This window comes from Lactobacillus sp. CBA3605, from assembly GCF_002970915.1.
Classification (GTDB): domain Bacteria; phylum Bacillota; class Bacilli; order Lactobacillales; family Lactobacillaceae; genus Lactiplantibacillus.
The window spans coordinates 138,089-152,458 of sequence record NZ_CP027190.1; the positions used below are offsets into that span (position 1 = coordinate 138,089).

16 protein-coding genes are annotated in these 14,370 nt (G+C 42.0%); 10 read left to right on the forward strand and 6 right to left on the reverse strand.

Annotated features, from left to right (window positions below; all coding sequences use genetic code 11):
• Window positions 1–42 precede the first annotated feature (42 nt).
• Window positions 43–1,746, reverse strand: a complete 1,704-nt coding sequence (locus tag C5Z25_RS00655) for an NFACT RNA binding domain-containing protein (RefSeq protein ID WP_105452810.1) — start codon at window positions 1,744–1,746, stop codon at window positions 43–45.
• 220 nt (window positions 1,747–1,966) lie between these two features.
• Between C5Z25_RS00655 and C5Z25_RS00660 the strand changes: the two genes are divergently transcribed.
• The 7 genes from C5Z25_RS00660 to C5Z25_RS00690 all read left to right on the forward strand — a co-directional run bounded on the left by C5Z25_RS00660 (window position 1,967) and on the right by C5Z25_RS00690 (window position 7,007).
• Window positions 1,967–2,389, forward strand: coding sequence for a MarR family winged helix-turn-helix transcriptional regulator (locus C5Z25_RS00660; RefSeq protein ID WP_105450745.1), 423 nt, complete (start codon window positions 1,967–1,969; stop codon window positions 2,387–2,389).
• A gap of 91 nt (window positions 2,390–2,480) precedes the next feature.
• Window positions 2,481–3,347 carry a DegV family protein gene (locus tag C5Z25_RS00665; protein WP_105450746.1) on the forward strand — a complete coding sequence of 289 codons (867 nt, stop codon included), beginning with the start codon at window positions 2,481–2,483 and terminating at the stop codon, window positions 3,345–3,347.
• A 2-nt stretch (window positions 3,348–3,349) separates the two neighbouring features.
• The gene (locus C5Z25_RS00670; protein ID WP_105450749.1) at window positions 3,350–3,781 is read left to right on the forward strand and encodes a GNAT family N-acetyltransferase; all 432 of its coding nucleotides are present in this window, start codon (window positions 3,350–3,352) and stop codon (window positions 3,779–3,781) included.
• Window positions 3,782–4,034: 253 nt separating this feature from the next.
• Window positions 4,035–4,775, forward strand: coding sequence for a DUF975 family protein (locus tag C5Z25_RS00675; RefSeq protein ID WP_105450751.1), 741 nt, complete (start codon window positions 4,035–4,037; stop codon window positions 4,773–4,775).
• 261 nt (window positions 4,776–5,036) lie between these two features.
• Entirely contained in the window at window positions 5,037–5,789 is a 753-nt protein-coding gene (locus tag C5Z25_RS00680) for a hypothetical protein (protein ID WP_105450753.1), read from the forward strand.
• A gap of 92 nt (window positions 5,790–5,881) precedes the next feature.
• Complete coding sequence (locus tag C5Z25_RS00685; RefSeq protein ID WP_105450756.1) at window positions 5,882–6,169, forward strand: RNA-binding protein; 288 nt, start codon at window positions 5,882–5,884, stop codon at window positions 6,167–6,169.
• 70 nt (window positions 6,170–6,239) lie between these two features.
• Window positions 6,240–7,007, forward strand: coding sequence for a DUF4931 domain-containing protein (locus C5Z25_RS00690; protein ID WP_105450757.1), 768 nt, complete (start codon window positions 6,240–6,242; stop codon window positions 7,005–7,007).
• A 63-nt stretch (window positions 7,008–7,070) separates the two neighbouring features.
• Here the strand turns inward: C5Z25_RS00690 and C5Z25_RS00695 are convergent, their stop codons facing one another.
• The gene (locus C5Z25_RS00695; RefSeq protein ID WP_105450760.1) at window positions 7,071–7,382 is read right to left on the reverse strand and encodes a hypothetical protein; all 312 of its coding nucleotides are present in this window, start codon (window positions 7,380–7,382) and stop codon (window positions 7,071–7,073) included.
• Between the two features lie 148 nt (window positions 7,383–7,530).
• On the opposite strand from C5Z25_RS00695, the gene C5Z25_RS00700 reads away from it, so the two are divergent.
• Window positions 7,531–7,863, forward strand: coding sequence for a hypothetical protein (locus tag C5Z25_RS00700; protein ID WP_105450762.1), 333 nt, complete (start codon window positions 7,531–7,533; stop codon window positions 7,861–7,863).
• A 24-nt stretch (window positions 7,864–7,887) separates the two neighbouring features.
• Window positions 7,888–8,196 (forward strand): DUF960 domain-containing protein, encoded by a 309-nt coding sequence (locus C5Z25_RS00705; protein ID WP_105448425.1) that lies wholly within the window; start codon window positions 7,888–7,890, stop codon window positions 8,194–8,196.
• 76 nt (window positions 8,197–8,272) lie between these two features.
• Here C5Z25_RS00705 and C5Z25_RS00710 read toward each other — a convergent pair whose 3' ends face one another.
• Entirely contained in the window at window positions 8,273–9,130 is an 858-nt protein-coding gene (locus tag C5Z25_RS00710; protein WP_105450765.1) for a DUF368 domain-containing protein, read from the reverse strand.
• Window positions 9,131–9,323: 193 nt separating this feature from the next.
• On the opposite strand from C5Z25_RS00710, the gene C5Z25_RS00715 reads away from it, so the two are divergent.
• Window positions 9,324–10,667 carry an amino acid permease gene (locus C5Z25_RS00715; protein WP_105450768.1) on the forward strand — a complete coding sequence of 448 codons (1,344 nt, stop codon included), beginning with the start codon at window positions 9,324–9,326 and terminating at the stop codon, window positions 10,665–10,667.
• Between the two features lie 37 nt (window positions 10,668–10,704).
• On the opposite strand, the gene C5Z25_RS00720 is transcribed toward C5Z25_RS00715, so the two are convergent.
• From C5Z25_RS00720 to C5Z25_RS00730, 3 genes are all read right to left on the reverse strand, one after another.
• Window positions 10,705–11,058, reverse strand: coding sequence for a hypothetical protein (locus tag C5Z25_RS00720; RefSeq protein WP_105450771.1), 354 nt, complete (start codon window positions 11,056–11,058; stop codon window positions 10,705–10,707).
• 131 nt (window positions 11,059–11,189) lie between these two features.
• Window positions 11,190–12,791 carry an L-lactate permease gene (locus C5Z25_RS00725; protein WP_105450774.1) on the reverse strand — a complete coding sequence of 534 codons (1,602 nt, stop codon included), beginning with the start codon at window positions 12,789–12,791 and terminating at the stop codon, window positions 11,190–11,192.
• Between the two features lie 21 nt (window positions 12,792–12,812).
• Entirely contained in the window at window positions 12,813–14,162 is a 1,350-nt protein-coding gene (locus C5Z25_RS00730; RefSeq protein ID WP_105450777.1) for a hypothetical protein, read from the reverse strand.
• Window positions 14,163–14,370: the final 208 nt, after the last annotated feature.

A 14,370-nucleotide genomic window follows, 5' to 3' on the forward strand; every position in this document is an offset into this window, starting at 1 on the left:
AACGAACCACCAATAACGGTGATTCGTTTATTTTAATATGATTTATTTTTTTACAGCTAATGTGTCAACTAAATCAGCGTCTGGTGAGACATATAACGTTTTTTGTCCCTCGTAAATAACTAGCCCAGGCTTAGCGCCATTAGGTTTGCGGATGCGATTGACTTGAACATAGTCGACTGGAACCGTAGCTGAATCACGAGCTTTTGAGAAGTAGGCCGCTAGATTGGCAGCTTCAGTCAAAGTCTGTTCACTAGGGTTGTTTGAATGAATAATGACATGAGAGCCGGGAATCTTTTGCGTATGCAACCAATAATCACTCTTGCGGGCAGTTTTTAAGGTCAATTGATCATTCTGGCGGTTGTTTTTACCAACAGAGATTTCGGTGCCATCACTAGCCACGAATTTTTGGGGCTGGCTGGGTTGGCGCCGCCGGGCTTTTTTCTTAGTCTTACGGGCCTTTAAATAGCCCTGTTGCGTTAATTCTTCTCGAATTTCGGTAATGTCGGCAGGAGTCGCTAATTCAATCTGTGTTTGAACATTGTCTAAATAATCAATTTCAGCTTGGGTTAGCTTTAATTGTTCGCCAACATAAATCACGGCATTTTTTTGTTTCTGATAGCGTGAAAAATATTTTTGCGCATTACGTGAAGGTGATAATTGATTAGACAGGGTAATTTTTAAAGGGACATTATCATGATAATAGTCCGGCAGGCTAATTTCAGTCATACCCCGTTTGACTTCGTGTAAATAAGTCGTTAGAATTTCACCTTTGAGCCGTAGTTCATCGGCCTGCTTAGTGTTAACCAATGTTTGCTGCAACTTTTTAAATTTGTTTCGATTTTTCTTTAAATCATTTCGTACGACTCGAACCAAATTACCGGCCTGCTGTTGCACGCGTTCCCGTTGAGCGGCATCTTGATAATAGAAATCTAACAGTGCGCTCAATGAGTCAAACTGTCGTGTTTTCGAGCCAAAAAATGGGTAAGGTCCGACAGCAAACATCGTCTTGCGATTGGCAAGGGTCAACAGGGTTGCGTTAGGATGATCGAATTGCGCCAAGAAAGTCTGATAGTGAGCTGAAACATCCCCAGTTTGATGCAAATCAGCCGCTAATTGAAGGGAACTATCACGGCCGAGTCCTTGATAATGTTGTTGCAGTTGTTGCGCTAAAACCTCTTGATTGGGGAATTGCTTAACCAATTCCAGAAAATCCTGATTTGCGATGAAGGGATTAACTTTATCTTGTTTAGGTGGCTCGATATAAGTTGCCCCTGGTAGCAGTAGCCGGTAGCGATTTTGATCTGCCCCAACGTGTTTAATGACGTCTAAAATCTTACCCGTTTGATTGTCAACTAAAATAACGTTACTGTGACGAGCCATGATTTCAATGATTAAAGTGAGCTGTTCGGCATCGCCTAATTCGTTGCGAGTAGTAATTGTAAAGTGGACGACACGGTCATTAGCAACTTGTTTAATGCCAGTTAAGATAGCACCTTGAAGATATTTGCGCATCATCATGGCAAAGTTAGTGGGGACCGCTGGGTTAACGTATGGAATTTGCGTCACTTGGACCCGTGGATACGTAGGGTCCGCCGATAGCAACAGTGGCCAATTTTTACCATTCGAACGAATCGTTAGAATTAATTCATTTTGATAGGGTTGGTGAATTTTAGTAATGCGGCCATTTAATAAATTTTCGTGTAATTCGGTGACCATGGCATGGGTAAATAATCCATCAAAAGACATGTGATCACTCGCTTTCATATAGTAGTTTCAATTTGACTGGTGATTAACAGTCAACCTTTACTAGTATACCTTGGGAACTAATTTGGTGCAAAATAATTGGTCGGCCAACTCAATGTTATATACAAAAACTAATTTACCAAGAGATTCTAGAAAAACCACTTTCCGACGAAGTCTGCTTATTGTATAATACATATGACTTTATATTTTGGAGGTAACTAACATGAAATCAAGTTTAGCAGCCTTGGCAGCCACTGCCAAGCAACAGACCGCCGTCTTGAAGAAAATTACGAAAGCCCAGGGCATCACGGTGGCTGAGTGGCAATTACTCACTAAATTATTGGCTGGGTTTGATACGCAAGAAAAGCTAGCGATTGAAATGCAGTTAGATACATCGACGTTAAGTCGGCAACTCGCCAGCTTAGTAAAAAAAGAGAAGTTGAGTAAGCAGGCGGTTGGGCGAGATCGCCGGCAACTTATCTATGCGATGACGACTGCGGGTCAACAAGCCGTCACCGTGGTGGCAGCCGATTATGCGACCTATGAAGCAGCTGTTTTTGATAAATGGCCGCAAGATGAGCAAAATTTATTACGAATTCTATTGAACCGGCTAAATAAATCGGTTGAGCGGACTTTAGTCGACTAAGCCACTTTTGGTTGACGACGACAAGGTGGAGTCGAACTTAGTTTTATGCTATGATGATGAATATTATTTAGATGAGAAGTAGGTGTATGTCATGAAGATTGCTGTTGTTACTGACAGCACTAGCTATTTGACACCGCAAGAGGTTGCTGACAACGATATTCATGTTGTGCCGATTCCGGTTATTATAGATGGAAAAGTGTATCAAGAAGGCGTCGATATTACGACGGAAGAGTTCTATGCTAATATGAAGTCCTTTAAGTCATTTCCAAGTACGTCACAACCGGCTGTTGGTGAAATGATTGAATTTTATAATCATTTAGGCGATGCTGGCTATGATGCGGTGATTAGTATTCATTTGGCCAGTACTATTTCGGGATTTTACAATAGTCTTGAAAACATGCGTGATGCGGTTGATCGGGTTAAACTTTACCCTTATGATTCGCAAATCACGGTGCGACTAATGGGATACTTAGCGCTAGAAGCAGCTCGCATGGCTAAAGCTGGTCATACGGTGGCTGAAATTTTAGCACGTTTGAACGATTTACGGGCTTCCATGGGCGAATATTTTATTGTCGATGATTTACAAAATCTCGTGCGCGGGGGTCGTTTATCCAATGCATCCGCCTTTATTGGCAGCGTCCTACGCATTAAACCAATTTTAACTTTTAATGAAAAACATGAAATTGTGGCGTTTGAGAAAGTGCGTTCAACTAAAAAAGCAATCGCACGAGTTGAGCAACTGTTTGCTGAAGCTCAGGCTAAACTGAATTATCCGTTGCGCGCAATTATTGTGCAAGGTAATAACTTAGAAGCTGCACAAGCCTGGAAAGAAAAGTTACAACACCAATACCCAGACATGCCGATTGATATTACGTATTTTGGACCGGTGATTGGGACCCACTTAGGTGATAAATCATTGGCGTTAGCTTGGCTGAAAGATATTGATAAGGCGTATTAATAATGACAATTGTTTTTTCAAAGGCATCTTATAATCGGGCCGCTGCAATGGCGTTGCGGCAAGCTGTTTTTGTGGAAGAACGTGGTATTGCTGCGCAGGTCGAATTTGACGATAAAGATGATGACCAACGCTTATATGCGGTGGTTTATGCGCAGCCGTCGTTACCGGTGGCGACCTTACGATTAGAACCACAAGCCAATCAGATTATGCGATTTGGTCGGGTTTGTACTCGGAAAAGCTATCGTGGACGTGGACTGGGGCAACAACTATTAATGGCTGCTGAAAAGTGGGCCGTCGAACACGGGTATACGCAAGGTCTGATACATGGTGAGCTGACCGCGCAATCTTTTTATGAACGTTGTGGGTATACTGTCTCAGTCGGGACGTTCGCTGAAGATGGCGCACCGGTGGTTAGCTTGCATAAAGATTTTTGAAATCTGGCGAGGAAACATGTTCTTTTAAGGACGTGATAAATAACTGTAACCGCTGGGCATAGTGCTAGTCACTATTGTGTAAGTTAGCAGTGTTCTCAGAAGTTCGGTCATTTATGGCCGAGTAGTTCACAGCACTTATTCAGATGTTGAGATTAAATTCTCACATCTTTTTTATTTTTCATGCCGTAATTAGGTTTGCTTGATAATCCTAAAATGTTATGATAAATACCTAAAAGGGAGTTGAAATAGCGGAATGAAAACTCGAGCTGAGCTCAAACAAGAAGTTAAGCAATTATTTAAAGGGCGTTGGAAGAATGCCATTTTACTTTGTATTGTGGTTAGTCTGCTTAGTATGTTTGGTGTTTTATCTAATTATTCAGGCCGGATTAATCATTCAGACAGTTTAAGTGACAACCACCAAATGGTAACTGCGCTATTTGATAAGATTACGATGCAAGAGCTAATAACGGCTTTAGTGGCCTTCTTAGTGGTCTTATTAATTGAATTAGTCTTTGCTTTTATTGTTCGTATTTTTGCGGTTGGGACGTCTTATTCAATGCTCGATTGGGTTCGCCAACCAGACCGTGAAATTCATGCAGTTAGTGATTCAACAGTTGGTTTTACCAAAAAATACGCTTGGCCAATTATCGCCTTACAAATTCTTCAAGGTGTCTTGACGTTATTGTGGGGGCTATTATTAATCGTACCGGGGATTATCAAGTCCTTTGCGTATTCACAGACCTTCTATGTGTATAAAGATATGTTGGCAGCAACGCCGGCCGGGCAGCCACGGCCACGTTTTCGTGATGCGATTACCCGTAGTCGCCAGTTAATGCACGGACATAAGTTTGAATACTTTGTCTTACAATTGAGTTTTATCGGTTGGGCGATTCTTAGTGTGATGACCCTAGGTATTGGACAACTCTGGTTAACACCGTATCGTTATGGGGTTTTTGCTAATTATTATCAGACCCTAGTGGACTTAGCCGCTTAATTTGAGTAATAACTTGATTCTAGCTTGATAGAATCAAGTTATTTTTTTCGAGGTGTGAAAGTCCTTAGCCGTGTAAATCAGCGGCGGCCTTATGGCGCTTTAAGTGCTATAAGATTAGCATCAATCGCCAAATTACAATTTATTTCGTGATTTATTGCTGGAATTAGATTAATATTTAGGTATAAGTGAGTAAAAACCGTCACGACAAGTGCCTAAAAATATGGTAAACTTGCGGAAGCAAGAAAGGAAGTGCGATAGTTAATGCCTGAACAACAGCCGACGCGGATGTCACGTTTAAAGTCGCGACAGGAATCGACGAGTAGTAAGCGATCAAAGACAAATACGCCGCAACCACCTAAGACGCCAAAGTCACCCAAATCGCCGAAATCACCGAAAAAGAAGCGCCATCTTTCGTTATGGTTATTGGCTCTAATCGTGATTGCGCTTGGGGGAACGATTGTATATTTTGTGAAAGCTTCAACTGATCAAGATTTAGTTGAAACCACTAGTTCCTCAAGTAGCAGTAGGTCGCGTAAAAGTTCATCGTCCTCAAAAAAGAAAAAGGCCAAAAAACAGTCTAGTAAGTCAAGTTCCAGTACGAGTGATGATAGTGACCTAACGGATAATACTGGCAATGACAATACTGCTGACTATGGCAGTAGTACCGACAATGATAGTAGCAGTTCGGCGCAAAGTCATACGACCAATGCGACGACAGCCACGCAAGCAACTAGCAGTAGTCATACCATTGCCAGCAGTAGTCATCACAGCTCAGCGGCGCAAGCGTCGTCGACCACTAATGCTAGCAGTAGCAGTAGTAGTGCGACAGCAAACAGTTCTAGCAGTGCCGCTTCGTCAAGCACCGCCAGCAGCAGTAGTGCCAGTACGAGTGGGTCAACAAAATCTTTTAGTACCCGTGAAGATGCCATTAAATATGGCCAATCACACAGTGGTAATTACACGGTTGTGAATGGCGATACCAATGGGACATATTATAAGGTTACGACTGAATAATTTAGGTAAGCTTTAAGAATTTAACCGACCCTTTTCTTTTTAGATGAATCCCGGTATGATAGCTTTAAAGCAATAGAATCGGAGTGGTGGGATTGAATCAAAATGTTGAAGTGAAATATCCAGCTATTTTTCGGGATGAAGGGACTTATTGGGATGTCCGTTTCCCAGATGTGCCGGCAGCCCAAACTTTTGGCTCAAGTGTGCAAGTTGCAGCAGATAACGCGGCCAATGCGCTAGCCGTTGCCTTGTTTGGACAAGCCTTACCAGCAGCATCAAATCCGCAATATTGGCGGTTAGCCTCCACGGAATTTGTTGTTTGGATTACCATGGCTAACGTTGAATTTGGACCAGATTCGGCGTCATCACCATCGCTTAAATAGAAGTGGTCACTAAAGTGGGACGGTTTGCTAAGAGCAGGCCGTTCTTTCTTGTTGAAAGGATGAATTAGCATTGCAAGCACACCCGTTGATTTTTGATACTAATATTGCAAAAGATAAACCTGAAAACATTCAGCATCCCCATAACGCTTGTCCGTTTTGTGATCCAAGCCAGTTGACTGATGTGCTGGCGCAAACAGAAGATCGTATCTGGCTCATGAATAAGTTCCCAACACTACAAGCAACTTGGCAGACAATTGTGATTGAAACTGCCGATCATCAAGGTGATATTGCCACGTATTCGCGGGCGCAAAATCAAGCTGTTTTTGCATTTGCCTTGGAAAATTGGCAGCAGGCAATTGCGAGTCAACGGTTTGAATCCGTATTATTGTATAAAAATTTTGGCCCCCATTCAGGTGGTAGCTTGCGCCATCCGCACATGCAGATTGTTGGCCTAAATGACATTGATGGTTATGCTAATATTACGCCAGCTAATTTATCTGGCTATCCAGTATTAACGGATGGAGATCTAAGTGTGACCGTCTCCGATCAACCTGTAATGGGATTTGTTGAATTTAACGTTGCCACTGCTTGGACAGCTTATGAACGATTAGCGGATGCCGTCCAAAAGGTCGTTCAATATGTTTTGAATGACTATTTTAATGGTCGCTGTGACAGTTATAATCTGTTTTTCTATCCAGTTGGTGACCGCGTTGTCTGTAAAATTGATCCGTTATTTAATGTTTCACCTTATTATATCGGCTATCGGTTATCACAGGCAGATACCCCAAATCGAATGCGTGAGATTGCGGCTGCTGTTCGGCAACGATTTCAAGCATAACTTAAAGTAAAAAAATCCTGGTAAGCTGACTGACAGTCATTTTACCAGGATTTTTAGATTGTTTTAAGCTTGTAACGTTGCTAAATCAGCTTTGATTGCGGTGATTAATGCCTCTCGCTGATCAATGTCATCGTCACATTCAAAGAAAGCCCCGAGTTCTTGTTTTAAGATATCGTCCCCTGTATCCATATAGCGTTCATCATAGCTGGTTAGATTATAGTCGCCAGTTTCTAAGCGGGCCACGACACATCCGTTAGCGGCCTTATGACTGTCATCGGTAAATTCAACGGCATAAATAACACAGTCCGTCCGTTTATTCGTTTGATAGATTTGGATACTTTTAGCGATATTACTTGCAATTGCTGCCAATTTCATATTTACACCTCAATTTAAATTATACCGATTATGAGGGTTAGATGCTAGCGTTGGCGATGAAAATTAGCAAGGAACTGGGGTTGATATGTTATCATAATAGGTAAGAAATCATTTAGTGATTCAAAGTTGATAAGTGGAGGAATGCAGCGTGCAAAATTTAATTCCAGGTGACATGCTTGAAGTGGGTCAAAAGTTAAGGTGGGAATTAGATACTGGGATGACGGCAGATGAACAGAGTGTCATCAACGATGCCGTATTAGCTGGCACTCAGTATTTCGTGGATGAGGCTTTGGAAGGTAGCTATTGGACGGTCAAGTGGGATAGTCAACATCAAAATGTGGCTATTTATGGGTCTGATGGCACCATTGTCGGGACAATCAAACCGGTTGGCACTAGCTTGGAAGCTGATTTTCGACAAGATTCACAACGGTTGTTTATTCGGATTGAAAAAGAAGTTGCGGTGGTCGTGCGTAAAAATTAGTGACCAAGAAGTGAGGTGGCAAGAATGTTTGATCAAGATGCAGAGCGATATGCCACATTTGGCCTTGTCGCGAAATTGCCTAGTTCAGTGATTGATCAGATTTGGCAAATCATTGATGAGGATCTAAAGGGTGTGGTGACCTTATCACAGGTGTTACAGTTTGCGTTAATTGAACGCCATGGAACGGTTACCGTCGTCTTTGATGATCAGCATGATTCGATTTTAGAATTTGATTTACCGGATGATTATCAACGGGCTTTTCCAGAAACGATTGCGGTTTTGGATGATGGTCATTATCAAACGATGATGTTGTTGGCGGAATTATCCGCCTAACTAAACAAACCAAGCAACAACTAGCCCACGTTGGCTCAGTTATTGCTTGGTTTGTTTAGTTAGCAGTGATTGATTTTTATTTGTATTTGGTTTCTAAACGGCTCATCCAGTAACCTAACCCTATGCCCACTAGACAAGCAACTAGACTGATGAAGAGTGTCGTGGTTGTCACGCCAGTATAGACAATACTTTCAGCAGCATGCGGATTAGGCACTAAAATTAGAATCGTGCTGGCCACGACAATTCCTAAAATAAAGTGGTATACCCGTGAATGGAAGCGATGAATTAAGTAGTCCATACTTTTGGAAAATAGCAACATAGCTAGGATGCCGCCTAATGCAATTGGCAAATAGGTGCCTAACAGGTCGAGACGCTTGAAACCTGTTAGCATTGGCGTAAAGAGGCCCAAAATCAGCAATAAGTTGGAAGGGCTTAGTCCTGGGACCAATACACCTAAAGCAATCAATACCCCAGCGACAACGAAACCACTAAAATTGGCGGGTAAGGGGCCAAATAGCTCACTCATAAAGTACAACAACCCACTACTGATTAATAAGGTGCCGAAAAACCAGAGGTAGTCAATGGCATCGCGCGGTGTTTTAGCACTAGCGGTCTGGGCTAATGCAGGTAAGGTCCCGATAATTGCACCAGCAAATCCCCATAAGACAATCACCTGAGCGTGAGCCAATAAATAGGCTAAAGGCGCCGATAACAGTGCAATCCCAACAATTCCACCAATACCGACGGGAACAAAGTACCAAAAGTCACGTTTGAAATTTTGACGAAAATGGGCCATAAATCCTAATAGCCGTTCGTAAATCCCGAGGATTGCGGCTAAAACACCACCAGAAACGCCGGGTAAGATAAAGCCCAAGGCAATGATGACCCCTTTGAAGAATCGCTTGATAAAACTGTCAGTTTGTTTAGTTTGCATGAAAAGCTCCTTTAGTTGAATTATTGGCTAATAAATTAAACATACCAAAAGTGACTACGTAAAGCAATCCAGACCACATGAAAAATGATTAGAAAATGAATTGAGTTGCTCGAAAAAGCTTTTTAGCATAAAATGTATTAATATGAAAATATGCGTTTTTTTATGAAAATGAGTAAAAGAAAGTTGAGACAATATGGAAAATCAACAACTCGCGCGTAAGCTGAAGCGACGCCATGTTCAAATGATTGCCCTTGGTGGTGCGATTGGAACTGGGTTATTTTTAGGCTCTGGCGCGGCAATTAAGCAAGCGGGACCATCAATTTTATTAGCATATGCCATTGGTGGTTTATTTTGTTACTTAATGATGCGGGCCCTCGGTGAACTGCTTTTATCGAATACGAAGCTACATTCCTTCTTGGAATTTATTAATTTGTATTTAGGGAAAAAATTTGAATTTGCAATTGGGTGGACTTATTGGCTCTGTTGGATCAGTTTGGCCATGGCAGACTTAACGGCTAGTGGAATTTATATTCGCTATTGGTTTCCAGCAATTCCGCAATGGGTGACGCCACTCATTATTATTCTCATTTTGCTAGTGTTTAATTTACTATCGGTGAGTGTATTTGGCGAGTTAGAGTACTGGTTTTCGATGATCAAAGTCGTCGCCATTGTCGCTTTGATTGTGACTGGGGCTATTTTGATTGGTTCAGCGGCGCACGTTGGCGGTCAAACGGTTTCCGTGACTAATTTGGTTAGTCACGGCGGCTTCTTTCCCAAAGGGGCTGGTGGCTTCTTAACGTCATTCTCGTTAGTTATCTTTGCTTTTACCGGGATTGAAATGGTCGGGATTACAGCCGGAGAAGCTGAAAATCCCGAGACAGAATTACCACGAGCAATTAATAGTTTACCGATTCGAATTTCTTTTTTCTATGTAGGTGCTTTGTTTGTCATTATGTCAATCTATCCTTGGGACCAAATTGCAACTAACCAATCACCATTTGTGCAAGTCTTTAGTGATGTTGGTATTAAAGCGGCGGCTAGCATCATCAATTTTGTTGTCTTAACAGCGGCATTATCAGCTTGCAATAGTGCTATCTTTAGTACGAGTCGCACGTTGTTCACGTTAGCGCATGGTCAAAATGCGCCTAAATGGATGGGCAAGGTGAACCGACAAAATGTCCCAGCGCGGTCGTTACTGTTTTCATCATTGATTTTATTAATCATCGTGGTGCTTAATTATGTGATGCCTAGCACGGTCTTTACCTTAATTTCCAATATAGCGACAACTAATTTTATTATTGTATGGTGTGCAATATTAGTTTGTCATTATGTTTATAAGCAGACGATGGATAGTAGTCAAAATCCTTTTAAATTACCATTGTTCCCAGCTTCAAATCTATTGACACTAGCGTTTTTTATTGGGGTAACAATAATTTTGTGTTTTGATGCCGTTAATCGTTGGGCCGTCATTGGCTCAATTGGCTGGTTCATCGGGTTATTGTTGATTGAAACGTTACTGCGAAAAAAAACGAGTTAACCTAAAAACGTCATTGGCAAAATTGCCGATGACGTTTTTAGGTGGTTGCAGTGGGAGGCTTAAGCTGTTGTTCAATTGAGTCGGTCATTTTTAAGATGACCGCTTGATCGGACACGGTTAATAGGTGATGCCGTGCAATTATTTCCGTAGTTAAGGCTTGATAAACAGCAGCGGCGACGACCCAACAAGTTTTTGCAGTATCGTCGTCCGCGGGGGCTTTAAGTAAGTCATATCCGGCACTTTGATCAACGTAAACTTGAAAGCCAATCCCTAAACGTGCTTGCAGTCGATTACTGTAACGCTGAAATAAGGCTAAGTTAGCAGCCGCATCATCAGTCGGGCCAACGGTACGGGTCCCGAGATGCAGATTAGGAACTAAGATTATTTTCAAATGCCCACCTCCAGTTAGCTCTATTTTAAGCCAAGTCGGCATTTTGTGCATAAACTGGCTGACGCAGAATAAAAAGTCAAACTACGAGACATTCAAAAAGGCGCTTGGGTTGTCCCAAGCGCCAGTGGTGGTTAGATTAAATTGAGTAAGACAACACCGGCCACGCCAATTAAGGCGGCATAACCTAGTGCTGGTAGAATTGTCTGACGTAAAATAACGCCTTCTTTGCCACTAAGCCCCGCCACAGAGCTGACAGCAACGATGTTGTGGACGCAGATCATATTACCGGCGGCGGCGCCGATTAATTGAGCCGCTAAAACAACTGGTTCATTGAGCTGTGCATTGGACGCAATGTCTGCTTGAATTTGACTGAAGGTCAAGGTAGAGACTGTTGCACTACCAGTGACAAATGAGCCTAATTCGCCTAAGAATGGCGCAATAACAATCCAGATGCCCGCTAAATATTTGGCGACAAATTTGGCGATGTACATCGGCATACTAGGTAGGTCGGCCGTGTTCAGGCCAGAATTAGTAAAGACCTGCACCATAATTAACGTCACAATCAAGGCGATTGCCGTCCCGCCCATTGAACTGACCACTTTTTTAGTTGTGGGCCATAGCGGTCGTAAAGACTTGGCTTGGACAGCTAACCCAATGATGGCGGCCAACGTTAACATTGTTCCTGGCGAGTAAAGAAATTCCCAATCAGAACTAATACTTTGAAAGCCTAGAATCTGTTGCCATGATAAATTGAGATAATGCGTTAAAAAGGCCTTTAGAGGAACTAAAATGCGACTGGCCAATAGTAAGACGATGACCAAGATGTAAGGGAACCAAGCTTTAATTAAAGACATTTCTGAAGGTGCTGTCGCTGTTTGTGTCGTATCCGTTGTAATGGTGGCAACTTGCCAGGGTGTGACTTGGGTACTTTTAGGTAATAACCAATGTTGACGGATGCTAATGATTGCGACGATTAAAGTTCCAAGGGGTGCTAAAATCGAGATAAATTCATAACCAATTAACCAAGCACTAACCAGTGCAATGCTGCTATAAACTAAACCGATGAGTAGCGCCCATGGTAAAATGGTCAACCATTGCCGAAACCGGTGTTGTTTGGGGCCGAATAACCAAATTAAGATGAACACTAATAAGGCGGGCATGAGCGCCCCTACGAATAAATCTAGTTGTGTGACTCGTAAGCCAATTAAATTTAAGAGCTGTGTTTTTTCAGTGACATTACTAAGTCCCACGGTTAAAGGCGTCCCCACAGCCCCAAAAGCAGCGGCGGTTGAGTCAGCGACTAATGCTAAAACGACGGCTGCCATCGGTGAAAAACCTAAAGCAATCATCAAAGGCGCTGTTACCATGGCCGGAGTCCCAAAGCCGGAGACCCCTTCAATTAAACCACCAAAAAGAAAGGCGACGAGGACGGTTTGTAACCGCATATCAGCGGTCAAGGCTTGAAATCCTTGGTTGATGCGGTTGATAGCGCCGGTGGCCCGCAGACTGTTGAGCATTAATAAGGCACCAAATAAAATCCAGAGAATTGGCAAAGATTTGTGTAATGATTGTAGAATTGAAGCACCAATCACTTTGGGCGTTAAATGCCAAAAGAAGTAACCAGTGATAATCACAATGATTGCACTGATACTCATACCGCGCGTGGCCGGCATATTTAAAACGCCAAGTAAGATCAGTGGCAAGATAATAGCGGCTAAAGCAATGAAAATCATAATTTAGGTCTCCTTTGGATACTAAGCAGATTGTCGGTGAGCTTTAAAAATTTGCTGACCATAAATCGTAATTAGTGAGATAAGTAATGACAAGCCAATCAAGGGCCAAGTCATCCCATGCAAATAAGTCAACTTTTCAGTCGTAGTGGTTGGATTGAAGAAGGCCATCAAACTTAAATGGTGCCAAGCACTGACCGTTACTAGTAGCCCGAAAAAGCATAATTGACAAAGTAACCCACCATAAGTTGAAAAACGATACTTATTAATGATAGCTAGATCCGGGTCGTTCGCATCGGCCGTGTAGACACTCGTATTAATTGCCGGGTTTTCGAAACCAACATAGAGGGCGATTAGTAGGAGTCCAAGCATGTATAAAGCTGGAATGGTGGTCAATGCTAAAAGATGGCCAATAATTAGACCAAATTGTGCCCGTTTCTTAGCAACGGCAACTACCTGATGAGCTAAGCTTAAGTATAATGGCCGGCCGCCTTCAAAGCCCAGTAAGTAGATAGCAAAAATGATATACATCCCATTCTTACCCAGGATAAAGTAACCAAAGAAACTGTTAAACAATAAGACGAAACTCACTAAAAATCCGCGGTTCACAATTCGCAATTTGTTCGCCGGCATGGCTTTCCAATCAGCTGCTAATTCTATGTTTAACAAAATAATTGCTAAAATTACCACGCCGAGAACATAAGGTAATGCGATGGTTAAGTTGACTTTCCTTAGTAAGGTCAGTAAACCGATTGCTGCAAAGAAAATGATGAATCCAAGCACACGCCACAACTTGATTGGTTGTCGTTGCGAACTTGTTTGATGATTATAAAAAGCCAATGAAAATTGATTCAGTAATCGTCCGGCAGGGAGAGCCAAGATAAATAGTAAGGCTAAGATAACGAATGCTAACTGGTAGTGCAGGTCAAATAAGAAATCAGCGACAAACAATAAACCCAGGGCTAAAAAAATAACCCAGTAAAGGCGTTTTAATTTGAAGTTGGTACTAGTTGTTAAGTGTAACTTAATCGTTAGAAAGTAGGGCCAAATATTAGATGACGTATACCCAAGACAAAGGCCACCGACGATCAGCCAAGCTAAGCTACTAGTTACACTGTAGATGATGCTACCGATAACACCTAGCCAAAGACAGAGTAGTAAGTAAGTACTGGCTTTTAAATTAAGACGTTTCGTCGAAAAAACACTTGCGGCGCGAGCAACGTAGAAAACAATAATGGCGACTAAGTAATTAATACTGTGGGTCTGTTGGTACTTAAACAAAATCAAAACATAAGGGAGGACGATTCCAATGTTGGCTAAAAAGTTTAGCGTTGCAATGGAAAAATCTAAAAACGTATTCCGTAATTTACTCAAAAGTTTCACACACCATTTCATAAGCTTATATGGCTAAGTATAGCAATTTATAGTGGTAAAAGCTTACAAAATGACTAAAAAAGACAGCTATAGGGGACAGTCATTTTGGAACTTAAACAGCGAAACAAATCAGTGCTAACGTTTTGTATGTACTTTGTACATACAAAGTGCGTAGCTTGAATCAACACTCTTTAAGCCTTCAATTAGA